This window comes from Streptomyces sp. NBC_01142 (assembly GCF_026341125.1).
GTDB lineage: Bacteria > Actinomycetota > Actinomycetes > Streptomycetales > Streptomycetaceae > Streptomyces.
On the sequence record NZ_JAPEOR010000004.1, the window covers coordinates 210,264 to 234,512 of the forward strand.

General features: G+C 70.3%; 18 protein-coding genes and 2 pseudogenes. 4 read left to right on the plus strand and 16 right to left on the minus strand.

The window, feature by feature from the left end:
- Positions 1–5 precede the first annotated feature (5 nt).
- From OG883_RS43335 to OG883_RS43350, 4 genes are read left to right on the plus strand one after another with little or no spacing between them, the layout of a single operon-like run.
- Positions 6–1,592: a radical SAM protein gene (locus tag OG883_RS43335; RefSeq protein WP_266553813.1), complete on the plus strand. Its 1,587-nt coding sequence runs from the start codon at positions 6–8 to the stop codon at positions 1,590–1,592.
- Positions 1,593–1,632: 40 nt separating this feature from the next.
- A complete protein-coding gene (ureA, locus tag OG883_RS43340) occupies positions 1,633–2,346 on the plus strand; it encodes an urease subunit gamma (RefSeq protein ID WP_266553815.1) in 714 nt (237 codons plus the stop codon).
- A complete protein-coding gene (locus OG883_RS43345; RefSeq protein WP_266553817.1) occupies positions 2,343–4,013 on the plus strand; it encodes an urease subunit alpha in 1,671 nt (556 codons plus the stop codon). The genes ureA and OG883_RS43345 overlap by 4 nt, the downstream gene beginning before the upstream one ends.
- A 41-nt stretch (positions 4,014–4,054) precedes the next feature.
- Entirely contained in the window at positions 4,055–4,888 is an 834-nt protein-coding gene (locus OG883_RS43350; RefSeq protein WP_266553819.1) for a hypothetical protein, read from the plus strand.
- A 9-nt stretch (positions 4,889–4,897) separates the two neighbouring features.
- Here OG883_RS43350 and OG883_RS43355 read toward each other — a convergent pair whose 3' ends face one another.
- From OG883_RS43355 to OG883_RS43430, 16 genes and pseudogenes are all read right to left on the minus strand, one after another.
- Positions 4,898–5,524: a phosphotransferase gene (locus tag OG883_RS43355; RefSeq protein ID WP_266553821.1), complete on the minus strand. Its 627-nt coding sequence runs from the start codon at positions 5,522–5,524 to the stop codon at positions 4,898–4,900.
- Between the two features lie 490 nt (positions 5,525–6,014).
- Positions 6,015–6,788 carry a tyrosine-protein phosphatase gene (locus OG883_RS43360; RefSeq protein ID WP_266553823.1) on the minus strand — a complete coding sequence of 258 codons (774 nt, stop codon included), beginning with the start codon at positions 6,786–6,788 and terminating at the stop codon, positions 6,015–6,017.
- A gap of 318 nt (positions 6,789–7,106) precedes the next feature.
- Entirely contained in the window at positions 7,107–9,422 is a 2,316-nt protein-coding gene (gene fxlM / locus OG883_RS43365; RefSeq protein ID WP_266553825.1) for a methyltransferase, FxLD system, read from the minus strand.
- Between the two features lie 38 nt (positions 9,423–9,460).
- Positions 9,461–9,988 (minus strand): annotated as a pseudogene (locus OG883_RS43370) (M15 family metallopeptidase); the annotation flags it as partial.
- A 92-nt stretch (positions 9,989–10,080) separates the two neighbouring features.
- Positions 10,081–10,992: pseudogene (locus OG883_RS43375) on the minus strand (NUDIX domain-containing protein); the annotation flags it as partial.
- Positions 10,955–12,340, minus strand: a complete 1,386-nt coding sequence (locus tag OG883_RS43380) for an MFS transporter (protein ID WP_266553827.1) — start codon at positions 12,338–12,340, stop codon at positions 10,955–10,957. The pseudogene OG883_RS43375 and the gene OG883_RS43380, both read right to left, overlap by 38 nt.
- Positions 12,324–13,889: an aminoglycoside phosphotransferase family protein gene (locus OG883_RS43385; RefSeq protein ID WP_266553829.1), complete on the minus strand. Its 1,566-nt coding sequence runs from the start codon at positions 13,887–13,889 to the stop codon at positions 12,324–12,326. Before OG883_RS43385 ends, OG883_RS43380 begins: the two co-directional genes overlap by 17 nt.
- Positions 13,886–15,895, minus strand: a complete 2,010-nt coding sequence (locus OG883_RS43390; RefSeq protein WP_266553831.1) for an ABC transporter ATP-binding protein — start codon at positions 15,893–15,895, stop codon at positions 13,886–13,888. The genes OG883_RS43385 and OG883_RS43390 overlap by 4 nt, the downstream gene beginning before the upstream one ends.
- Before the next feature lie 580 nt (positions 15,896–16,475).
- On the minus strand, positions 16,476–17,456 hold the full coding sequence (locus OG883_RS43395; protein WP_266553833.1) for a DNA-3-methyladenine glycosylase: 981 nt from the start codon (positions 17,454–17,456) through the stop codon (positions 16,476–16,478).
- A gap of 1 nt (position 17,457) precedes the next feature.
- Entirely contained in the window at positions 17,458–18,483 is a 1,026-nt protein-coding gene (locus OG883_RS43400; RefSeq protein ID WP_266553835.1) for a YafY family protein, read from the minus strand.
- On the minus strand, positions 18,483–19,214 hold the full coding sequence (locus tag OG883_RS43405) for an SDR family oxidoreductase (RefSeq protein ID WP_266553837.1): 732 nt from the start codon (positions 19,212–19,214) through the stop codon (positions 18,483–18,485). The genes OG883_RS43400 and OG883_RS43405 overlap by 1 nt, the downstream gene beginning before the upstream one ends.
- Complete coding sequence (locus OG883_RS43410) at positions 19,211–19,621, minus strand: hypothetical protein (protein ID WP_266553839.1); 411 nt, start codon at positions 19,619–19,621, stop codon at positions 19,211–19,213. The genes OG883_RS43405 and OG883_RS43410 overlap by 4 nt, the downstream gene beginning before the upstream one ends.
- 19 nt (positions 19,622–19,640) lie before the next feature.
- Complete coding sequence (locus OG883_RS43415; protein WP_266553841.1) at positions 19,641–20,645, minus strand: amino acid--tRNA ligase-related protein; 1,005 nt, start codon at positions 20,643–20,645, stop codon at positions 19,641–19,643.
- Positions 20,642–21,598 (minus strand): LD-carboxypeptidase, encoded by a 957-nt coding sequence (locus OG883_RS43420; RefSeq protein WP_266553843.1) that lies wholly within the window; start codon positions 21,596–21,598, stop codon positions 20,642–20,644. Before OG883_RS43420 ends, OG883_RS43415 begins: the two co-directional genes overlap by 4 nt.
- A gap of 89 nt (positions 21,599–21,687) precedes the next feature.
- Positions 21,688–23,094, minus strand: coding sequence for a radical SAM protein (locus OG883_RS43425; RefSeq protein ID WP_266553845.1), 1,407 nt, complete (start codon positions 23,092–23,094; stop codon positions 21,688–21,690).
- Complete coding sequence (locus OG883_RS43430; RefSeq protein ID WP_266553847.1) at positions 23,091–24,122, minus strand: radical SAM protein; 1,032 nt, start codon at positions 24,120–24,122, stop codon at positions 23,091–23,093. The genes OG883_RS43425 and OG883_RS43430 overlap by 4 nt, the downstream gene beginning before the upstream one ends.
- Positions 24,123–24,249 lie beyond the last annotated feature (127 nt).

Sequence of the window (24,249 nt, forward strand, 5' to 3'; positions counted from 1 at the left end):
CCGCCATGCCCCGCGATCAGGTCCTCGTCATCGTCCCGCCCAACTCCAACACCGTCATCGACGGACATCTGCTGACCGTGACCCGGCCCGAGGAGCACAGTGACTGGTCGGACTTCCTGTGCCTGGGCGCCCTGTCCCTCGCCTCCGCCCTGGAGAAGAACCCTCAGCTCACCCCGCTCTACATCGACGGCACGGTCATCGACCTCGGGGACGTCCTGACCTACATCACCGAACACGCCGATCGCATCCTGGCGGTCTGCCTGGGCATGCTCACCGCGAACTTCGAGGCCGGCGTACTCATCGCCCGCCACACCAAGGACACCGACCCGCACATCACCACCGTCGCGGGCAACGACCACTTCTCCTCCCTGTGGCGCGAGTGCATGGCCGCCGCGCCCTGCCTGGACTACGGGTTCGTCGGCAACGAGATCATCGGCCCCTTCACCCGCCTGATCGCCGCCCTGCGCACCGGCGCGGACATCGACCCCGGCGCCTTCCCCGGCCTCGTCCACCGCACCGGCGGCGGCGCGCACCTCACCCCGCCCGGCGCCGAGCCCGTGTTCACGGGATTCGACTACTCCCTCGTGGACCGAGCCTTCCATCAGACCCCCCTCTACACCGGGCACTTCCAGCAGCGCATCGCGCCGCGCCTGCACGAGCTGCTGGGCCGCAAGGTGAGCGCCGGCGTCCCCGTCGAGATCGGCCGCGGCTGCGTCAAATTCGCGGGCGACGACGCCTGCAGCTTCTGCTCCATCCACCCCGGGATGCTGTGGCGCAACCAACTGACCGCCGCCCAGGCCTGGGACGTCGTGGAAGCCGCCGTCACGGCCGACTACGACTACCTCTACCTGACCGCCGACGAACTGCCCCTCACGTTCGCCAAGCTCCTCACCGCCATGAACGCCACCCAGCCCGCCTGGTGGAAGGCACTCCCGAACACTGACCGGCCCGTGCTGGTCGGCTACGGGCGCGCCGACGGCATCGCCGACCCGCGGCGCACCGCACTGCTCACCGGCCTCGGCGTACGCCAGATCATGATCGGGATGGACGCCGGGGCGCCCCTGTCGCTGGCGGCGATGAACAAGCCTGTCGGCGGCCGCCGCCGCGACGTCCTGGTCGAGGCCGAGCGGCTGTACGAAAAGAACTCGACGGCCATCACCGTCGCCCGCGACCACGGCCTGCTCATCCGGGCCGGCTTCGTCGTCGGCCATATCGGCATGACCCGGGCCCTGTTGGAGGAGAACCTGCAGCGGATCCTCGCGCTGATCTCCGAGGGCGGCACCCGCGGCGTCTTCTCCGCGGTCGACGTCGAGGTGCTCTCCCCGCAGCCCGGCGCCCGCGACTACACCTACCTGACCGACCCGGCCGCCGCGCAGGCCGCCGCATCCCGGCTGGGCCTGAGCATCGCCTGCGAGCCGGTCCTCACCAAGATCGCCCAGCGCTGGAGCGGGCAGGCCGTCATCCCCCCGGAGGACGCTATGCGTGACTACGCCGCCGCGCTGATGCCCGAGGTGTCCTTCGAGGAACTCGCCGAAGCCCGCGTGACGATCCGCGCCCACGCCAAGGCCTGCGGCGTCGTCATCGGCGAATAGCCACCCCGCCAGCCCACCGTGCCGCACCGAGGAGGACCGCATGCGCCTGACCCCCGCCGAGAGCGACCGGCTCCAGCTGTACCTGGCCACCCTGCTCGCCCGGGAACGCCGCGGCCGTGGTCTGCGGCTCAACGTGCCCGAGGCGACCGCGCTCATCGCCCACGCCGCCTGCGAGGCCGCCCGGGACGGAGCCCGCGTGGACGAAGCGGCAACCGAGGCCCGCCAGGTCCTCACCGCCGCCGACGTCCTGCCCGGCGTGCCGCACCTGCTCACCGAGATCCAGGTCGAGGCCGTCTTCGACGACGGCACCAAGCTCATCGTCATCACCGACCCCATCCCGGCAGCCGACGACCCGCAGACCGCGCCCGGCGCCGTCCTTGCCGCCCCCGCCCTTGCCCCCGACTACGCCGCCCCGGTCACGATCACGGTCACCAACACCGGCGACGTGCCCGTCAGCGTCAGCAGCCACTACCACTTCTTCGAAGCGAACCGGGTTCTCGCCTTCGACCGCGCCGCCGCCTACGGCACCCGCCTGGCCCTCCCGGTCGGCTCGGTCACCGTCTTCGACCCCGGCACACCCCGGACCGTGACCCTCACCCCGCTGGGCGGCGACCGCATCGTCATCGGCTTCGCCGGACTCGTCGACGGCCCCCTGGACGCGCCCGGCGCACACGAGAGGAGCCTGCACCGCGCCCACACCGACGGCTACCTCGACACCGGCTCCGCCACCGCCCAGGAAGGCCACCCCGTATGAGCAGCCTGCGTTACACCGAGCTCCACGGCCCCACCATCGGCGACCGGATCCGCCTCGCCGACACCGGCCTGATCCTACGCGTGGAGGACGACGCGCAGCTGCGCGGTGAGGAGTTCGTGACCGGCTACGCCAAGACGGCCCGCGACGGCATGCACATGAAGGCCGAACTCGCCCCCGATACCTGCGAGCTCGTCGTCTCCAACGTGGTCCTGGTCGACCCGGTCGCCGGCATCCGCAAGGTATCCCTCGGCATCAAGGACGGCCGCATCCACTCGATCGGCCGGGCTGGAAACCCGGACACCCTCGACGCGGTCGACGTCGTCGTGGGCACCGGCACCACCGTCATCGCCGGGGAAGGCCTCATCGCCACCCCCGGCATCGTCGACACCCACGTCCACCTCGTCTCCCCGCGCATCCTGGACGCCGCCCTCGCCGCCGGCGTCACCACCGTCGTGAGCCAGAACTTCGGCCCGACCTGGGGCTGCGGCGTGACCGCCCCCACCGAACTGCACCACGCCCTGCGCGCCTTCGACGCCTGGCCCGTGAACATCGCCCTGCTGGCCCGAGGCTCAAGCTCCCACCCCGCCGGACTCGTCCGGGCCCTGGCCGAAGGCGGCGCGTCCGGCTTCAAGGTCCACGAGGACATGGGCGCCCACGCCCGCGCCCTCGACACCGCACTGACCGTCGCCGACGAACACGACGTCCAAGTCGCCCTGCACAGCGACACCCTCAACGAGGCCCTCTACGTCAACGACACCCTCGCCGTCATCGCCGGCCGCACCCTGCACGCCTTCCACGTCGAAGGCTGCGGCGGCGGACACGCCCCCAACGTGCTGCAGATGGCCGGCGTCCCCAACATCATCGGCTCATCCACCAACCCCGGCCTGCCCTTCACCCGCGACACCGCCGCCGAACACCTCCACATGATCGCCACCGTCCACCGGCTCGACCCCGGCAGCCCCGACGCCCTGCGCCTGGCTGCCGACCGGATCCGCACCGGCACCCTCGGCGCCGAAGACGTCCTCCACGACCTCGGCGTCATCCCCATCACGTCCTCGGACTCTCAGGCCATGGGCCGCATCGGCGAGACCGTGCGCCGCACGTTCGCCGTCGCCGCCAAGATGAAGACCCTCGATCCCGAGCCGACCACCGACGACAACGAGCGCATCCTGCGCTACGTCGCCAAGCTCACCATCAATCCCGCCCTCGCCCACGGCATGGCCCACGAGATCGGCGCCCTCACCCCCGGGCGCCTTGCCGACATCGTGCTGTGGGACCCCCGCTACTTCGGCGCCAAGCCCCACCTCGTCCTCAAGGCTGGGTACCCCGCCTACGGGGTCACGGGAGACCCCAACGCCTCCACCGAGACCTGCCAACCCCTCGTGCTGGGGCCGCAGTTCGGCGCGTTCGGGGAGACCGCGGCCGACCTGTCCGTCGCCTTCGTTAGCCAGGCCGCCCACGCCAGCGGTGCCGACCAGCTGCCCACCCGCCGCCGCCGCGTCCCCGTCCGCGACACCCGCAGCATCGGGCTGGCCACCATGCGCCTCAACGACCGCACCGGCCACGTCCGGGTCGACCCCGGCGACGGCCGCGTCACCCTCGACGACACCCCCATCAGCTCGCCGCCCGCCGAGCACACCGCTCTCAGCCGTCTCTACTTCCTGTGACCGGCCGCCCCACCGAACGCGCCCGCCCGAAGGAGTCCGCCATGACCCCGAGCGCCATCACCGCCGAGCTTCTCGCACACGCCCGCGCCACTATCGACCTGCCCGCGGACGCCGCCAAGGCCCTGACCGCGCTGCACACGGCGGCCACCGACTTCTTCATCCAGGACGAGGCCGTCAAGCGCAACCACGGCAGCGCCGACTTCACCTACGGCTTCCGCCCGTACGGGCGTCAGTACTCCATCAGCCCTGACCGGCCCGACATGAACGAGAGCTTCACCTACTGGGCGGACAACCCCGCCACAGTCCCGCACCACGACGCGCCCACCGTCACGCCGTTTCTCCAGGCGCTCCGCGACTACTGGGCCGTGGCCGCCGCCATCACCGAGAACGTGCTCGCCGAGCTGGCGGCCCACTACGGGCAACAGCGGGAAGAGGCCCTGCCGTTCCGCGACTACTCCTACCTCGAGATCAACTGGTACCACCCCAGCGACCGCGACCTGCTGCAGGACCGGCACGAGGACGGTCACCTGCTCACGCTGGCCGTCGCCGACGGCCCGGGACTGGAGATCGAAACCGACGGGCGGATGAGCTCCGTCCCGGTCCACGACAGCCAGCTCCTGGCGATGCCCGGCAGCCTCCTCACCACGATGACCGGTGACGATATCCCCCCGCTCTACCACCAGGTCCGCAACCACCGGCTCCCGCGACGCCTGACCGTGCTCTTCCTGGCCAACCCGCCCCTCGACCATCCCGTACCACCGTTCGTGAGCCGTGACGGACGGACCGTCGACATCGCTCAGCTCGCCCGCACCAGCGGGGCCATGTTCGGGCTCCCCCCGGCGCCGAGCCACCCCGCCCCGCAGGCCGGCGGCTGAGCCCGAACGTCAGGCCAGCGCCCGGTCGAAGACCTCACGGTGCGCGTAGACGAAGTGATGCTCCCGCTTGCTCCAGGCGATCCGATCGGCCAGGACGTCCGGAGCAGCAGGGGCAGTCTCCGGGTGTGCCAAGAACTCCGCCCAGAAGCGGACGTTGCGCGACTGGCGCTCGAGGATGCAGTCGACCAGGGCGCGGCGCTCGGCGTCCTCCAGCCCGTACACGTCGGCGATGAGCCGTACCTGTGCCGCCTGGTCCTCCAGGGGCATGACCTGCTTGGACGAGATCGACCACGTCCAGGCCATGTACGCGACGTCCTCCAACCGACCTCCTGGAGCAGCCTGCTCGAAGTCGATGAGCGCGACCGGAACACCGTCCTGGAAGACGTAGTTGTTCGGCCCCGGGTCGTGGTGGCACACCACGTCGAACCGGCCGGCCAGATCACTTCCCCGCGTGGCGTCGTGCATCTCACGCAGAAGACGGGCCGCTGCCCTCACCTGGTCGTTGGACCAGGGCTGGAATTTCGCCGGAACGTCGCCCTCGATATAGGAGAGGATGTCTTTGCCGTCCACCTGACCCAGGTATTTCGGAGCCCCAAGGAAATTCTGCTGCTCGAAGATTTTCAGAAGGGAAGCCATGAATTCCGAGGAATCCGACGCGGGCCTAAGTACCGTGTCGTCCCTTCGGAGGACTTCCGACGCCATGCGACCCCCTGTCAGTGCGACAGCACCACCTGACGCATCAGTCATTGCCGTCGCTCCCACACCTTGATCGCCATTTGGCTCGCGCGCACCGCGCAGCACTCATTTATGCCAGGACATCCAGAGTCCGTCCTGCAACCCGAGCGAGCCTAGCGGAGCCGGGAGCTGCGGCGGCCCAAGGTCGCTGAAGTCGACACCATGGTGTGGAAAGCGCGCCGTTTTCAAGATCGGTAATTTCGGGACGTGCCCGGGAGACGACCTCTTTTGACTGGGGCCGATCAGCGAGCACGAGTTCCACGCGTCTCTTGCGCGGCCTGTGGGTGACCTTCTCGGCACGGAGCGTCACCCGCAAGATGGCGCAGAGTCGCCAGTTGCTTTGCGGCCCGCCGCTCTTGTGGGCGGTGGGCCGCAGACGGTCGGCACTCTGTCAGGGCAGGAGCAGTGACCGCAGCGCGGTGAGGTCTTGCGGTGTCGCCCCGTGCGCCTGGAGGTAGGCGGCGAGGTCGTCGTGGTCAGCGGTGATGATCTCCATGGCGGACCGGAGAAGTTCTTCGGACACGGGGTGCGAGTACCGCGTCACTCCCGCCTCGTCGACGAAGGAGGTAGGGCCGGCTGCGAGGGCGAGCTCGATGTTGGACTGGACGAAGTCCGCGACGATGTCCTGCCAGGCCACGCCGAGCAGTGACTGGATCACGGCCATGGCCAGACCCGTCCGGTCCTTGCCGACGGCGCACTGGACGACCGCCGGCGCGACGTCTGGACGGCTGAGCTCTTTGACCAGCCGCGCGATGGCGGGCCCGGCGTAGACCGCCATGAACGGGTAGAGCCTCCCGGGATCCACCGGCCAGTCCTTCCCGTCGAACCCCGAGAAGTCGCTCAGCCCCATCCGCTTGAGCCCGGCCCGGTCCGGCAGAGCGGGTAGCGCGATCCACGTGACCTCCAGACCTTGCTTCTGGCCAGGCCAGACGTTGTTCTCGGCACCGCTGCGCAGGTCGATCACGGTGCGGATGCCGAGTTCGCGGATGCGTTCCACCCCAGCGTCGGTGAGGCGGTTGAGTGACCCTGACCTGAAGAGCAGGCCGGTCTTCAGTGAGGAGATTCCGGCATCGCGGAAGTTACGCACGTTCGGTACGTCCAGCGCATGACTCTGCGCGGGAATGAGGTGACTTGCCGACTGTTCCGCTATGTCTGGGCGCGTCATAGGAAGATGTTAATGAATTCAGAGCGGAAGGTCCCTATTGCGGTCCTCTTCTCTCTCGCGCCCTCGCAAATTTATCGGGTCTCCGTAAACCATCAGAATGCGATTCTTTGATGCACAGGGGAGCACGCAGGCGCAATGTGTGTTCACGGTGTTGCGGTCGTGCGCCTCTGGTTTCGGGATGGTCGTTGTGAGCTGCTTGGTGTGCCCGCTGGGTGGGGAGTGGGGGTCGCCACGGGTTGGAGGCCTTTCTCAGGGGCGGAGAGTGCCGGGGATCAGACGAAGGGCGGGCGGCCGTCGACGGGGATCACTCCGTCGGCGTCAGGCACGCTGTCCGCCTGCTGCAAGCAGGCCCTGCACTCCGTCGGAAGCGCGGTCCGGCCACTGGAAGACGAGCCGTGCGGAGGGCTTGTCGAGCACATCACCGGCTGGCAGTTGCTCGTCAGGGGTGCCAGCGGGATGGACGGTCATCGGCGGGTAGCCGCTCTCGCGCACCTTCTGGTCCCAGGTGCGCACACAGTCAGCGAAGCGCTTCGCCAACTCGTCGGCGGCCGGGCCGTACGCGTGGATGAAGAACTCGGTGAGGCGGTCGGCCGGATCTGGGGCGCCCTTGACCACGCGATAGGTCAGATAGGCGAGGGAGTCGTCCGCCAGCATCGCGGCCGCGTCCCGCTGCGTGACCAGCGTGGATCCTTCCGGGGCGGCCAGGCGGCAGAACCCGGGCAGCGTGGTCGCGGCGTAGACCTGCAAAGTCTCGAAGTTGAAGGTCCCCCGCACCACGAGACCGGTGGTGAGCTCGTGCCGGCGCCCGCGCAGCGCCTCCTCCAGCCCGGCGGCGTTGCCAGGACCACCGTCTTCCCACCGCACAGTGACCTCGGCGTCGGCAAGACGGACGGCGGGGGCCGTGCGGGCGGCGGCGCCGCGGTCCCGCACGAACCCGCAGTACGTCCAGTGCTCGCAGTGCAGCACGTCGCCGCGCCGCACCAGGGTGAGCGAGCGGGTGTAGCCGCCCATTTCCAGCGGCACCACCAACCGCGCCCCCTCGGCGAGTTGCTCCCGCCAGGCCGGGGCGATGTCAGCCGCGTTGTGTGTGATCATCACCCCGTCGAACCCCTGGGCGGGGACGTGTCCGGGCGCGCCGAGACCGCCGTCGCCGAGGACGGCGGTGACTCGGCCGCTGCCGGCTTCCGCGCACAGCCGCCTGGTGCGGTGCACCACGTACGGGTCGACGTCCACGGTCACCACGCGCCCGCGGGGTCCGAGGACGTGCGCCAGGAGCTCTGCGTTGTAGCCGCCCGATCCGGCTTCCAGCACGGTCATCCCCGGCTCCAGCCGGAGTTGCTCGATCATGTCGGCCTGCAGCCAGGCCGCGGAGACGGAGCTGAGCGCGGTCTGGGGCGACTCCCGGACCGTCACCACGGCGAGGTCGTCGTGGTAGGCCGTCTCCAGCGGAGCCTCGGGGACGAACCGGTGCCGGGGGACCTCGCGTAGCGCCGCCTGGACCTGCGGCGAGGGCGCCCAGCCTTTGCCGATCACGGTGTCCGCCATCCGCTCGCGCAGCCGGCCGGCCTCGGCTGGCTCTCCGGGCAGCGGCGGGACGGCGGTGATGCACGCGTAGGAGTGGACGGGCGGCAGCCCCGGCAGCACTCCGGGCCACACTGCGGTGAGGGCCTGGGCGCTGGGCGCGAAGATCTTCCCGAGGGTGTCCAGGGTGTTCAGGTCGTGCCACTCCCAGCGCACGAAGCGGTGCGGCTCGGGCAGGCCGAGGTCACCGTCCCAGTTGGTGACGCGGACCACGGCGGTGATGCGGCGCACGTCCAGCCGGTCGTCGTGGAGCACGGTGATGACGTGAGCGTCCTCCACGCGCGTGGTCAGCCCGGTCTCCTCCGCCAACTCCCGTACAGCGGCAGCCGGTGCGGCTTCGCCTGTCTCGACGCGGCCCGCGGGCAGCTCCCACATGCCCCGGGTCGAGCGGCCCAGCAGGACCCTGCCGAATGCGTCGGTGACCACCATCGCAGCACCGAAAACGGCCTGCGGCTCGGGCCGCAGTTTCTCCTCCGCGCTGAACGACCCGGCCGGCCCGCGCAAGGCCAGCACCGCCAGGCCCTCCGCGTCGAACCGCTCGACGTGCTCGAACCCGTCGGTGAGCGCGTCGAGCTCCTTCTCGTCCAGCGCGATGTGGCGCCGCTCTTCCGCCGTGTTCTCCACGACCGGAGTGATGATGACCAGCACCGCACCCTCGCGCAGCCGCGCGGCCAGACGGCGCAGGACACGAGCACGATCGCGGATAAAGACGATGCACAGCCGCACGACGATCAGGTCGTAGCCGGCCTCGGCGAGGTCGGCCAGGTCGTCGTACTCCACGTCCAGGCACAGCCAGCGCACCCCCTCCACGCCGGCGTGCTCCGCGCGGGCCCGCGCGAGAGCGCCCTCGGCGAAGTCCACGCCGTCGACGGTGTAACCGAGCGAGGCGAGGTATGCGGCCATCTCGCCGGTTCCGCAGCCGACGTCGAGCGCGCAGCCGCCCTCGGGCGCCGGCGCGTGCTCAACGAGCAGCGCCTTCTCCTCGTCCCCGAGCCGTCGGAAGCCTCGCCCTTCGGTGTAGTGCTCCGACCAGTCAGTCCGGGTGTATCCCACAGATCGCTCCTCATTGGTGGAAGGCGGGGTGGTCGGTGTCAGGACAGTTCGACGGGGCCGTAGAGGGCAACCAGCTGCTGGGTCTGCAGCGCCCAGTACCGGTCGCCGTACGACCAGTGCCATTCGGTCCCGTAGTTGATCAAGCCTGCGGTGGACAGTGCGCGGCCCAAGGCGGCCCGGTTCGTGCGGGCCCGGTCGCTCAGGTTGGGGGCGTCGGTGTAGCAGGCGCCGTTGGACTCCTCCGGGGAGGCGTTGACGCTCGTGCCCATGTCCAGCTCGCGGCCTTGGTGGTGGATCAGCGTCACGTCGACGGCCGCGCCGGCGGAGTGCGGAGCGATCTCCGGAGGCGAAACGAATCGGCTGGCGGCCTCGCGAAGCGTGGCGGCCGGCCAGTCCGGATGGGCGTGGGCGAGGTCATCGCTGTACTCCTCAAAATACCGGCGCTGCAGGTACGGGGGCCGGTAGCCCTCGATGAACAGCAACTGCACGCCGCCGGGGAGCAGCGCCTGCGCCTGCTGGAGCCGCGTGAGCACGCCCTGGCGCACGTGGGCCCAGGCGCCCGCCGCGTGTCCTGTTTGACGCTGATGGGCACCGCCAGGCCGTCGACGCTCGTCGCCTCCTGGACGGCGAACGGCATCAGGCCCGTGGGTTCCAGGCCCGGCGTCTCCTCGGCGAGCTCGCGCCGCAGTGTCGCCTCGAGGCTGGCATCGTCCCGCGACCGTTTGCCTCCCACGAGGGCCAGGACCCAGGGCTCCCACATGCCTTCGCGGTCATCTCGTAGATGAAGGAGGTACCGGCCAGCTCCGTTGTGGATAAGGGCGTTGGCGCTGACGGGCTCCGGGCGCCCATCCAGGCCGTGCGGCTCGGCAGCGAGGAGCTTGGCCCGCAGTGTGGGCGAGCGCACGTCGGCGTACGGGAGCCACTGGGCCCCGGCGACTTCCTCGTCCTGCAGAGCGAGCGCGGGCGGTTGCTCGGCGGTGAGGTAGAAGGCGAAACGGACATCGAAGTGCTGGTGAGCGGCCTCGCCCTTGGCCGCATTGGCGTCGATGTCATGGACGTCCACGTCGATCGGCTCGTCGAGGAACTGCGGGGTCAGGCACAGGTCGCCGGGACGCAGCCCGGCCTCTTCGCACACCTCCCGCACGGCCGCGGCCAGGAGCGTACGGTCACCCGCCTCAACGTGGCCGCCTGGGCAAAGGGTCAGCCCTGTCACCCGATGGCCGATGTGGAGCACCCGCCGGTCGCGGTCGATGACCACCGCGCTGCAGGTGACGTGACCGGGCAGCGTGGCCCGGCTCGACGGCTCCCCGGTGCCGTCCAGGACAGCCAGCAACCCCTCCAGAGCGTCCCGTTCCTCGGCATGCCGGCTGAGATAGGCCTCGACGGTCGCGCGGATATGAGAGCGGGAGGGCGGCACGTGATCACCTCGGACGTTGAAGGGCAGGGAGTAGGTGCTGAGCAGGAGGGGCGCGCCCGACGGCGGGGCCGCCGATGACGGCTCCGGGCCATGGGCGCCGTGTCCGGGTTCGTGCTCACGGGCCACCTTCCGAAGAGCGGTCGTGCCGCACATCCACGGCGACTGCGGGATTCGGGACGATCGGCCCCGACGGCGTCGGAGGTGTGACGGCCTCGGCTGAAGGAGCAGCCACGGCGGGTGAGCCGGGCATGTCCTTCAGACTGCGCAGCGGGGAGCGGTAGAGAACCACCAGGGGGACGACGAGGAGGCAGGTACCGGCAACCAGGGTGGGGCGCACGCCGATCCAGGTGCCGAGTCCGCCGGCGAGGAGCGCGGCCACCGGCCGTGCACCGGAGGTGAGCCAGGTACTCACGGCCTGCATGCGGGCCTGCATGCCGTCGGCGGTGATGACCTGGCGAATGGTGCGCTGGGTCGTCCCCGCCGCCCCGGCGCAAGCCAGCTGAAGGAAAAGGGCGGCACCGATGGCGAACTGCCAGACCAGGCCCGAGGAGGCGAGGAGCAGAGGGACCTGGGTGAGCGGAGTGATCGCGAGCGCGGCGAGCATCATCGGCCCGGGCCCGTACCGCGCCGCGAGCGACGGGGCGGCCAGAGCACCCGCCGCCGCGCCCAGGGCTCCGATACCCAGGACCACGCCGAACGCGGTCGGGCCCAGGGCGAGGGACCGGAGCAAGTACAGCGCCCACAAGGTATTGAGGAGCGCCAGGGCGAACGAGGTCGTGGCGTTGACGAGGGTCAGGGTGCGCAGCCGGTGGTCGCCGTTCACGTAGCGCAGGCCCTCACCGATCTCGGTGTGCAGCCGGCGCTCTTCCGCTGCCGGCCGGGGGCTTTCGAGGGCCTGGATGCGGGCGGTGCACCAGGCGCTGACGAGGTAGGACAGGACGTCCCCGAGAAGCGCCCGGGCCGGGCCGAGGAGCGCGGTCAGGGCGGCGCCGAGGTTGCTGCCCGCGGTGGCGGCGACGGCGAAAAGCCCGCCGATGCGGCTGTTGCTCCGCTGGAGCAGGGACCGGTCGACCAGGCCGGGCAGAAGACTGATCGCGGCGGCATCGTGCAGCACCCCCGCCGCGCCCTGCACGGCCGCGACCACCATCAGCTGGGTCAGGGACAGCCGGTCCAGCGCGGCCGCCACCGGCACACTGGCCAGCGCGACAGCGCTGACCAGGTCGCCGGTGATCATCTGCTTCCGCTTGGAATGGCGGTCGGCGAGGGCCCCGGCGTGCAACGCCAGCAGTGCGGGCGGCAGTTGGCCCAGGAACGTCAACCAGGCGACCTCGGCGGTGGTCGCGTCCAGTTCGAGCACCGCCAGCACGGGGATCACCATGCTGCTGATCGAGCTGCCGGTCACGCTGGCTGCCTGCCCGGTCAGGTAGCGCCGGAAGTCGCGGTGTCGCCACAGCGACAGCCGGGCGCCGGGGGAGGAGGAGGGGTCAGTGGAGGAGGTCATGGAGCACCTCCTCGGCTTCCGTCAGGCGCTCCCACAGCACACGCTGCGCCTGATGCCGGTCCCGCCCGTACGCCTCCAGCTGAGAGGTGACCGCGGACGGGTCGTCGAGCGGCTCGGAGAGGGGGTATGCGGAGCAGGCCAGATAGCCGGCCGCTACCCGTGGCACCGTCAGCAGGTCTTCCGTCGACATGGCCGGGTTGGCCTCCCGGTAGGCAGCGACGGCTGCGGCCAGACCCGCGGGCCAGTTGGGGGCGGCGAGAACCGTGCGCGGGTCGAGGACGATGCGGCCCAGCTCCCACATCGGGCTGCGGTGCGACGGCGGCCGGAAGTCGATCACTGCGGCGACCTTCTCGCCTTTCAGCATCAAGTTCAGGGAGGAAAGGTCGCCGTGAACGATCTGCACGGCGAGGGTCGGCGGGAGTGCTTTGAGCATGGAAGCCGTGGCGGCGAGTCCCTCCAGCCGCTCCCGAGCGGCTTCCCTCGCCCATACCTCGAAGGGGCAGCTCGGGGGCTGCTTCGCATAGCGGGCGAGCAGTCGCTCCAAGCGCTGTCGGCCTCGCTTGACGTCGCAGACCTCGCGGGCGGGGGCGCGGCGCGGCGGCCCGTCCGGATGGCGGGCGAGGGTGCGGTGCAGCTGGCCCACGGTCTCGCCGACGGCGGCCCACCGTTTGCCGGACAGACCGTCTTCCGCTGTCTCGGCACCTTCAACGAACGCGGCGACGGACACCGACAACCCGCCGCCCGCCGCGATGAGATCACCGTCGAGGGTGCGGCGCATCACCGGTGCCGGGACCCCGCCGCGCGCGGCGAACTCGGCCAGCTCGAGGGCGCGCCGCTCGGCCACCAGATCAGCGCTCGCCGGATAGGCCTTCACGAACCATCGCCGGCCCTCGGCATCCCGGGCCACGTAGTTGCAGGTGGCGGTCCCTGACGGCCCCTCGGAGACCTCGGTCGGGATGATGCGGTAGTACAGCGCCAGGACTCCCGCCACCACCATCACGGCGGACTCCGCGCTCACCGTGACACCACCGAGGACCCGGTCCAGCCCAGCAGCTCGCGCAGGCCCCGGGCGTCGGACTGCAACTGCTCCTCGTCCTGACGGCCGTGATCGAGGACGTCGAAAGGGAGCGGCCCGCCGGGCGCTGGATCCTGGGCGGCAGAGCGCCGGGGAGTGATGTGGTAATGCCGTTGGCACGGCATTACCGAGGAGCTGGTAGTTGAGCTTCAGCGGGCGGTAGTACTGCTCCACCGCGCGACCGGCGGCCAGCGCCTCGTTCCAGAAACCCGCGGCTTCAGCGGAGGTCATCGCGGTCGGCTCGGCGACGTGCCGCGCGGTGAAAATCACCACCACATAGCCGCGGACCTGACCGCTGCGCCACAGATAGGCGTTGGCGAACGGGCCCTTGTTGATCAGCAGGCCCCACGTGATGTCCTCGGCGGTGAAGTCGTTGGTGCAGATCGGGCAGTCGATCCCGGCCAGGTGGTCCTCGAAGTGCTCCGGCCACTCAGTGCGTGGGGCGGGCGCGATCCGCCTGTCGGCGGCGCTCATCCGCTGTCCCCGTTCCTGCTCGGAGCCTCGGCCTGGTAGGCGGCGGCTTGGAGGGTGAACATCTGGTGGTACTCGCCGTGTTGAGCCATCAGCGAAGTGTGATCACCGCTTTCGATGATCTGGCCGTCCTGGAACACGAAGATCCGATCGCACTCGATCACGCTGGCCAGCCGATGGGAGATCAGGATCGTGATGCGGTCCGCGCGACGGCGGCCGCGCAGCACAGCGGTGTAGGCGGCGTGCTCGGCACGCGGGTCCATGCTGGCGGTCGGCTCGTCGAGCAGGAGGACCGCGGCGTCCTTGTAGAGACCGCGGGCCACGGCGAACTTCGCCCAGTTCCCGCCGGAGAGTTCTTCGCCGTCCTTGAACCGCTTCGAGAGCGGGGTCGTCCACTGCTGGCGCAGCCCGGCAATGACCCTGTCAGCGCCGGACGCCGTCGCGGCCTCGTGTGCCCGCTCCGGATCGGCCTGCGTGATCGTCCCGGTGGAGATGGTGATGTTCGCGAGGGCCGAGAGCGGCCACTCCACTGGGTCCTGGAGGACCATGGCTACCTGGGCCTGCACGCTTTCGGCGTCCATCGTCAGCACGTCGGTGCCGTCCCAGGTGATGCTGCCGGCCGTCGGCTCGTACAACCCGGCGATCAGCTTGGACATCGTGGACTTGCCCGAGCCGTTCGCCCCCACGAACGCGACGGTGGAGCCTGCGGCCAGTTCCAGGGACACGCCGTTGAGCGCGGGCTTCTTCCCGTCGGGGTAGGTGTAGGCGACGTTCTCGATGCTGATCGTCTTGACCTGGCCGGGTGCGGCGATCCCGGTGCGGCGTGGGAGCAACGTGCGGCACTTCTCCAGGAAGGTGTACAGGTCCGACACCCACAGGGCGTGCTCGTACACGTAGTGGGTCGCGAGGACGATCCGGGTCAGGGTGCCCTGGCTGGCCCGGATTGCCAGAACGGCGCCGCCGCCGGAGGCCAGCGGCAGCCAGCCCACGATCGTCATCCAGGCGAGCGCGGCGTAGGTCAGGCCGGTGGCCACACCGCCGACTGCTCGGCCGAACAGTGCCGTGCGGGCCTCGGCCCGCCCCAGCCGGGTGTCCTCCTCCTCGATCCGCCGGGCGATGCGCTCGTGCTCGCCCAGCAATGCCGGCTGCGCGGTCGAGGAGCGCAGCTCCGCGGCAGCGTCCCGGTCCAGCAGCAGCCAGGTGAACAGCCGCACGCGCCGCTGGAGGGTGCTGTAGCGGACCTGGCTGAGGAACCGCATGCGTGCGGAGCGCACCGAGGCGAGCCCCTGCGGAATCACCGAGGCGAGAAGCAGCGGCAGAAGAACCGGGTGGAGCAGGGTCAGAACAGAGGCGGCACCGATGAGTCCGAGGAGCGCGGACGCGAGTTCCATGATCTGGGTGATGGACTGGCGCGCGTAGTAGAGCCCCCGGTCGTTGGCGCGGTTGGAGTCATCCGCCCAGTTCGCGTCGTCGACGGCCTCAAGCCGCACGTGGGCCGCCAGGCGAAGGAAATCCATCTCGACAATGCGGCGGATCTTCGGTGTCAGCCGGGCCTGATACAAGGCGACCCCGGCATCGAGCACGGCACGGAACATCAGCAGCCCAGCCACCAGAGCCAGGGACGGGAACGCGGCGCGGATCCGGTCTGGGGTGGCGCCCTGGGCGAAGAGGGCTTGCAGGACGCCGATCGAGGCCAGGAGCCCGAACGCCGCCATCGCCGCCGAACCCAGCTGCAGGACGATCACGGCCGAGGTGGCCCGTGCGTCGGCGCGCCACGCCATCCCCAATACGCGGCGGATGATCGCGGGGAGCTTGGCGAAGATCTTCCACATGCTGGTGCGGGAGGCCTCACCATCCCAGGTCGACCAGTAGGCATCCTTGAGTTCGTCGCCGAGCTCCGCGCCTTCGGGCGAAGGCGGGGCAGACGCCGGAGGGAGCGGCACGGGCTCGGTACGTGCGTGCGGCACGGATCGGGCGCTCGGTGCGGCCGGGCGCAACGGATCGGTCATGATCGGCTCCCGCTGACCGCGTGCCGCGTTGCCAGGACAGGCTGGCTGATGGGCAGAACCCTGGAAGATGCCGCCCGGCAGCCACCGTCGTGGGTGGCGGGCGACATCGACGAAGGGGCGTGCCGGCGCGCCTGCGTCCTGCCGCGGTGGCTGGTCGCTGCATGGGTGGGCTCGCTCATGCGGTCCACCTCGTATCCGGTCGTGCTGAGCGGGGGGCGACGGCGTCAACCCGCTGTGCGTGGCGGGCGAGAGGAGTAGTCGAGGGCCGCCGCTGTTCGAATCCGAGAGGCTGATGTGCAAGGGCGAGTACGGGATTCATGGCGTCCTCCGTCTGGGCGCGTGAGGGGTACTGGTGCTCTAAGAACGCCCCCGTGGGGGGTCCGTAACGGCTTGGTCGGGGGCAGATATTGGACGAATGTTCTATTGATGGGTAGTGGGCGCCGGGGCCGCGCCCGGGGTCGGCGGAGATGAACTCGAACGCGGCGTGTCACCCGTTCGTGGACTTGTCCTCGCGGCCGTGGACGCATGCCTGTGACGGCAGCGTCGGCCGGGCCGCTGCCGGGTGGGTGGTGGGGTCAGGTCAGGGGGCGGGGTGTTCCAGGGCCTCGTTCCAGGCGTCGATGCCGTCCGGGTCGAGGAGTGGCGCTACTGGGGTGTTGAGGTACTCGTGCTCGACGAAGTACAGGCCGGCGGTTCCGGCGTGGCCGGGGAAGAGTTCGTTCAGGCGGCGGGTGACGGCTTCCGGCACGGCGTCTTCGGCGTCGAGGAGCCGACGGGCGAGGATCTTGCGGTTCCACACGTCCAGGCCGAAGGAGTCGCTGTTCCGGGACGCGTGGGAGGCCATGATCGCGGCGGTGTAGGGGCCGACGCCCTTGATCTGCTGGAAGGTCTGCACGAGGTCGCCGGCGCTCTGGAGTTCCTCGGTGGTGTGATCACGGAAGAAGGCGGCGAAGTGGGGCAGGGTCTTGGCGCGGTATCCGAGGCGGTCCTGTTCCTTGAAGGTCTCGGCGGAGACGTGCGCCAGTTCCTCGGGCGTGAACCAGGCCCGGAGCGTGATGCCGTCGAAGTGGACGAGCTGGCCGTGGTGGGTGAGGAGGTTGCGGGTCATCTGGGTGGTGCGGGCGATGGTGACGTTCTGCAGGAGCAGGGCGACCACCGCGATCTCGAAGTGGTCTTCGGGGCAGCTCTGCCGCATGCCGGACAGCGCTTGGAGCGGCTCGCTCATCTGCGGTACGGCGGCGGCGAGTTCGGTGAACTGGCTGAGGTCTTCGTCCAGTCCGTAGGAAGTGGTCAGTCGGCGTACCAGGTGCTCGCCGTGGCTGGGCTTGTAGTCGCCGTCGGTGTAGATGTCGGCGATGACGAGCTGGTCTTCGGCGTGCAGGCGTACGCCGGTGACGAGGTCGCCGGCCCGGAAGGTGCGCCAGGAGCGGGTGGCGGTGTGTGCCTCGAGCCCGGTGGCGTAGTGGGACGGCTTCCAGAGGGTGTGGAGGAAGTCGAAGGGCCCGTCTCCGGTGACGGGCAGTTCGATGGTGTCGGCGTGTTCGAGGTGGCGGGGGGTCACGTCATGCTCCTGGGTGGCGGCCGTGGGTGGATCTCAGGCGGGAGTCGTCGTCGGGGAGTCCGTCCGGCGGCGCTGGGCCCGGGGGCGCGGCGGTGTCGTAGACGGCCAGGGTGCGGCGCAGCTGGCCGGCTATCGCCGCGCGCAGCGCTTCCGGTTCGGTGACGACGACGTCCGGGCCGTAGCTGCTGACCAGCGGGATCAACCACTCCCACCGGTCGACGAACAGCACGATCGTCAGGGACCCGTCGTCGTGTTCATGGACCTGGGACGTGGACTTCAGGCTGAGGCGCAGCATCTCGTCGCGTGCCGCAGCCGTGACGTTCAGGGCGACGCGTACCTCGCCCTTGCCGTAGTCCTCCATGGTCTGCGTCCACCAGTCGCGGACGGAGAAGGACTCGGGGTAGGCGAAGGTCAGGTCGGTGGGCACCAGCCGGTCGACCAGGTTGAGTCGGAACCGGGAGGGGCCGCCGGTGGCGCGGGCGGCGACCATGTGCCACTCGCCTGCCTTCCACACCACGCCGTAGGGCTTGAGGAGGGCGGTCTCCTGGCTCCCGGTCTTGGAGCGCCAGGTGGCTTCGACGGCGGTCGCGGCGAGCATGGCGGTGCGCAGGATCGGAAGGTGCCCGGAGCCTTCGTCGCGCCAGTACCAGTCGGCGGTGTCGAAGTGGATGCGCCGGGCCAGGCGCCGGATGACCTCTTGGACGGTGTCGCTGATGCCGACCGCGCGGGCGCGGTCTTCGGTGGCGGCGGCGTCGGGGTCGAGGAATCCCAGGACGTACAGCCGCAGGGCGTGGTCGGAGTCGATGGTGAGCGGGTCGAGGGCGGTATCGGGGGAGAGCCGGTATCCGCCGACCTTGCCGGGCTGGGCCTGGATGGGGATGCCGTGAGCGGTGAGGGTGGTGATGTCGCGGTAGATGGTGCGTTCGGTGACGCCGAAGCGGTCGGCCAGCTCGCTGGCGGGCACGTTGGTGCGGCTGCGGAGCATGTGCACGATGCCCAGCTGCCGGGCGCGGACGGCGTCGACCATCAGAGTGCCGCCCCCAGGGGATAGATCTGGCCGGTGGCGTACGACCACTGCTCAGCGGTAGCGAGGTCGATGCAGGTGGCGGCGACCTCGTCCAGGGACAGGGGGCGTCCCCACGGCAGTTGCTCGTAGTAGGCGTCGGGGTCGGTGACGCCTTTGAGGGACATGATCTGCCGGGCGAGGGGCGAGTCGATGAGCGACGGTGCGAGGAGATTGACCCGGACGCCGTGGTGCAGCTCCTCCTTGGCCAGGGTGGTGACGAGGGAGGCGAGGGCGGCCTTCGCCGCGGTGTACGGGCCGTTGCCGGGACGGGCCGCCTGTCCTGCGTCGGAGCCGACCGCCAGAACGCGGGCGCCGTCGTGCCGGGCCCGGTCGGCGAGGGCGTGCCAGGTGCGGACGAAGCTGACGACGTTGGCCTGGTGGACCGCCTCGTACTCGCTGACGTCGGTGTCCGCGACGGTCTGCTTGGTCGAGGGGGCCCCGATGCAGGCGAACACCGCGCGCAGCGGGCCCGCGCAGGAGTCGACAGCATGCCGTAAGGCGGCGGTCGCGGCGTCGTCGGAGGCGTCGAACCGTACCCAGGAGGAGTCCTCGTCCTGGGGCGGGCGGGTGCGGTAGGTGGCCACGACCTGCCAGCCCTCTTTGACCAGGCGGGTGCGGATCGCTGCGCCGAGGGCCCCGCTGGCGCCGGTCACGACGGCCAGCGGGGCGACAGCGGACGGGGGAGCGGTCACCGGGCGTCGGCCTCCGGCTGGGCGGGGGCGTCGGGGTGGTCGGTGTCCCACATCTCGGCGAAGCGCATCTGGTCGTCGGGGATGTCGAACAGGGCGCCGACGGCCCGGGCGTGGGCGATGGCGTCCTCGTCGCCGCGGGGGATGTCGACGACGGTGCGCGGGAAGACCACGAGCATCCGCGTCTCGTCGATGAGGTGGGCGTAGTACAGCCGGGACTTCAGCGCGGCGGACAGAGCCAGCGCCAGGCCCGGCGCCTGGTCGGCCGGCACGGTCAGCTCGATGATCTCGATGGGGGTGCGCTCGTCGAGCAGATGCGGGTAGCGGCGGTCCTCCATGCCGGCGAAGACGGCCGGGAGTTCACCGTCGGTGAGGCTTTCCGTGATGACGACGGCGCGCATGCTGGTCACGCGGAACACGTCCTCTCACTCAGTGGTAGGGGAAGGTCAGGGCTTCGAACACGGTCCGGCCGGTGCACAGCGCCAGCAGCCGTTCGACGCCCAGGCCGAACGTGAACACGTCGGCGGGGTCGCAGTCGATGTCGGTGAAGAAGTCGACCGGCCCGCGGTCCGCCGGGATGCCGTGCAGCTGCGTGCGCAGGGCGATGTTCGCCTCGACCATCGGCCGGTAGTCGTCGGCAGTACGCAGCTTGACCCCGCCGTCGCAGATCTCGGTGCCGGCCGCTATCAGGGAGAACCGCTCCGCGCGGCCACTCGCCTCGTTGATGCGGGAGTTGTGCCGCAGCTCCCAGGGGAATCCGTACAGCACGGTGGGCTTGGTGACGGGCTTCTCCACGGCGTGCTTGACGAAGTCCTCCATCACCGCCCAGTCGGTGCCGTCCGCCTCCAGGCCGCGGTCCTTGAGCCAGCCTCGGGCGGCCTCGACCAGCTCCGCACCGGTCGGGGCCTCGGTGACGCCGAGCGCCTCGGCGATCGCGTCGTCGACAGGCCGCGTCTGGATGGTGGTGAAGTCGACCGCGGGGGTGGCCAGGGTGGCAAACGTGGTCTGCACCGTGTGCTGCACCAGGCCGGTGACCAGGCTGATTCCGGTCTGGAGGTCGATGTCGCGGGCGGCGGTCTGCAGCATGGTGAACTCGATCGCGTGACTGTCGTCGGCCTGCTCGGCGCGGATCGCCTTGGACAGGTCGAAGACGCGGTCGATGCTGACGACGACGCGGCGCAGGTGTTCCTCAGCGGAGTGCCGGAGGTGGAAGGACTGCCCGGTCAGCGGGTGGAGCGTGGCGAACTGCGGGATCGGGGCGCTCTCGCGGTCCTGGCACAGCACGGGGGTGGCGACCTCCGTGTAGCCGGTCTCGTGCAGCCAGCCGCGCATGGCGCGCACCATGTCGGCCTTGGCCAGCAGCAGGGTCCGCTCGGAGGGGTGCTGCTTGAGGAGGGTGCCGTACAGGCGCCGGTCTTCCGGGGCGATGGTCACCGCTCTCCTCCTTCGGCCGGGCCGGTCCAGGGGGAGGTGATAGTGAGGGGGTGCTCAGCAGTGGAGTTGAGGAGGACCTCGGCCCCGATGGGCAGGGTGTGCTTGAGGGGGGTGTGCCCGAAGGGCAGGCCGACGGCGATGGGGAAGTCGTACTCGGCGCACAGGTCCATGACCATCTGCTGGGCGCCCGTCCCGCCGGAGGGCTCGCAGCCGAGGAGTTCACCGACGACCATGCCGGAGATCTGGTCGAGGACGCCGCAATCCCGGAAGTGGGTCAGGGTCTGGTCCAGCTGCTCGATCGGCTTGAAGGCGTCCTCCCAGGCGAGGACCGCTCCCTGCCAGTGGGGTTCCCACACGGTGCCCAGCAGGCAGCGCAGCGAGGTCAGACATCCGGCGACCAGAGGCCCCTGCGCGGATCCGGTGCGGGCCCACCCCAGCGGGGCGTTGATCCGGGCGGCGTGCGCCTCGCCGGCGAGGACGGCACAGAAGTGGTCGCCGGTGGCCGCGGGAGCGTCAGGGGAGCCGAAGTCCCACAGGACGGCGGGCCCATGGAAGGTGGGCATGCCGGTGCGGGCGGTGATCGCGTTCAGCAGCACCGTCGGGTCGCTCACCCCGACGATCGGCTTCGGGTGGGCGCCGATCAGCGTGTAGTCGAGGCCGCGCAGCAGCCGGTTGGCGTTCTTGCCGCCCCCGGCGCACACCACGGCCGCGATGCCGGGGTCGGCGATGAAGGAGTGGAAGTCGTCCAGGAGCGCGGCCTCGCTGCCGGCCCGGTAGCCGTGGGTGTCCAGCGCGTGGGCGGCGGTGACCGGCTCGAACCCGCGGCCGCGCAGGGCGTCCAGCCCGCGCGTGAACTGGTCGGGGTTCTGAGCCGGTTCGGGCGCGGACACGGCGACGACGCCGATGCGGTCGCCCTTGGCGAGCGGGGCGGGCAGAACACGTGCGGTACTCAAGCGAGGTCTCCTCTTGGCTGGGGCCGTCCGCCATGCACCGGTCTCCCGAGGGGTGATGATTCCGGTGCACAGCGTGACGGTAAGGGGTGTCAGCGGGCGGGGGCCAGCCGCATCTGGGTCGCCTCCCGGGCCCGGGCCGCGGTGGCGTCGGTCGTCCAGGGGGTCAGGGAGGTGTAGTAGTCGAAGCTCGACCACTCCTCCAGCGAGGCGGGCGGAGTGAATCCGGCTTCCAGGGCTTGTTCCCACAGCGGGGTGCCCGGGTACGGGGCGAACAGGTGCACCCGCGTCTCGGGCTGCGGGTCGAGCTGCCGCAGCTCCTCGATCAGCGAGTAGGTGTCCTCCATCTCCGCGTCGCTCTCGCCGGGGAACCCGACGATGAACGTGTAGGAGCCGAGAATGCCGTGAGCGGCGATGTCAGCCGCGACATCGAGAATGCTCGCGCGGGTGATCTCCTTGCGGACCACGTCGGCCAGCACGCGGTCGTTGCCCGACTCCACGCCCATCAGCAGCCGCGAGCAGCCGCTCTCCGCGATCCGCTCCAGCAACGGGAGCTTGGCGCGGCGGGCCTTGAGGATGTCGTTGGGGTTGATGCTGGCCGCCCACCGGATGTCCACGCCGCGGTCGAGCAGCCCGTCGCAGAAGCCGATGGACCGGCGCAGGTTCACGAACCAGTCCGCGTCGTAGAACTTCACCCCGTTGATGCCGTACGCGGCCTTGAGCGCGACCACGTCGTCCAGGAGGTCCTGGGCGGCCATCGCCGAGTACTTGCGCTGGTAGGTGAGTTCGAAGCAGAACTGGCACTTGTAGACGCAGCCCTGGCTGGAGACGTAGTTCAGCGTGCGGGTGGCCACCGTGGGGTCATCACGGATGTACTTCGCGACGTCCAGCAGTGCCCAGGGGTAGGCGCCCAGGTTCCCGGTCCGCGGCGGGTTCACCCGTCCGCACATCACGCACTCGCCGTTGTCGATCCGCAGGCCGGGGACCAGCCGGCGCGGCACGCGGCCGAGGAGCGACTTCACGTACTCGAGCATCGAGTTCTGCCCGGGGCCCTGCAGGACGGCGTCGACGAGCGGGTGCGCGGCGGTCTGCTCGGGCTGCACGTTGACGTGCGGCCCGCCGAAGACGACCGGCGGACAGAAGCGGCGCTTCTTCGCGGCCCGCACCATCTCCAGGGCGTGCCCGATCTGCCCCCCGCCGGTCATGATGCTGACCCCGATGCACGCCGTCCGCCCGAGGTGCTCGTCCAGCAGCCGCTCCCACGCCGCGGCGTCCCTCTGATTGCCGTCGAACAGGACCACGTTCACCAGGCCGCTCTCCATGAGCGGCTTGGCGATGGTCAGCAGCGAGAACGGCATCCAGAAGTAGACGTAGTCCTTCTCGTGGTCGATCTTCGGATAGACCAGGATGACCGTCGGCAGACCCTCCCGCGCTTCGGAGGCCGGGGGCGACGGGACGGTCGTCAGCCCGGAGGGAAGCCCCATGAACACGCCGCTCACCGGTGCGCCTCCAGCAGTTCCTGCGGAGTGGCGTCGCCGGGCCGGAAGTAGGCGTCGGCGTACATCTCGAACGCGGCTTCCACCTGGGCGGCCAGCGTCTCCTGGTCGTCCGTCTCCAGCAGCGGGGCGAGGTCGACGGTGACGTCCTCGCGCAGGAGGCAGAACTGCAGCCGGGCGTCGGCGGTCAGGCGCAGTGCCATCAGCGCGTCGTGGCACGGGAAGAGCGGGCAGCCGCGGCACACCGAGCCGTACCAGGCGCCGGCGGTGGAGTCCTTGAGGACCACCTTGGTGCCCGAGGGCATGGTGAACACCGTCATCGGGTGGCCGAGGCCGCCCTGCTGCACCGTCTCCTCGTCGATGGCCCGCACGCGCAGGTCGCCCGCGAGCTCCTCCATGGAGACGTAGAGGTCGGGAAGGTTCCGGCTGCGCTTGATCTCCAGGCGCCGGGCGAAGCTCTCGCTGCCCTCGCCGAGGTCCTTGATGATGTCGAGGAGCTTCACACTCTCGACCCCGGCCTCCTCGCACCACGCGATCAGCGGGTCGATCTCCGAGGCGTTGATCCCGTCCATCACCACGACGTTGACCTTCACGGGGACGCCGGTGGCCACGCACGCCTCGATCGCGGCCAGCACGTCGGCGTGGTCGTTCACGCCGCAGATCTCGTGATGCAGTCCCGCGTCCAGGGTGTCCAGGGAGACGTTGAACAGGGTCACCCCGGCCTCGGCGAGCGCAGGCGCGAGCTCGCCGATCCTCGGGTGCCGCGAGATCACCTCGACCTCGCTCATGCCGGCATCCTGGCGCAGGCGGCGCACGACCTCCACGAGCGGCTCGTACAGAGCCGGGTCCCCGCCGGTCAGCTTGATGCTCTCCACACCCTGAGCCCGGACGGCCTTCGCGACGGCGATCAGCTGTTCGGGCGCCAGGTCGGTGCCGGACTCGGTGGCCACGGCCTCACCCGACGGCCGGCAGTAGTAGCAGCTCCGCTTGCAGCGGGAGTTAACCGTTACCCGGACTTGCGGTTTCCGCATGTCACCCCTCCCTCGCACATCGCTGACATTCACGCTCACAGCCTCGTGGTCCCTTCCCCTGGCCAGCAACAACGTTGGACAGAGTCGATGTCAGGGTTTGCTGGACGCCCAACTCCGAACCCTGACA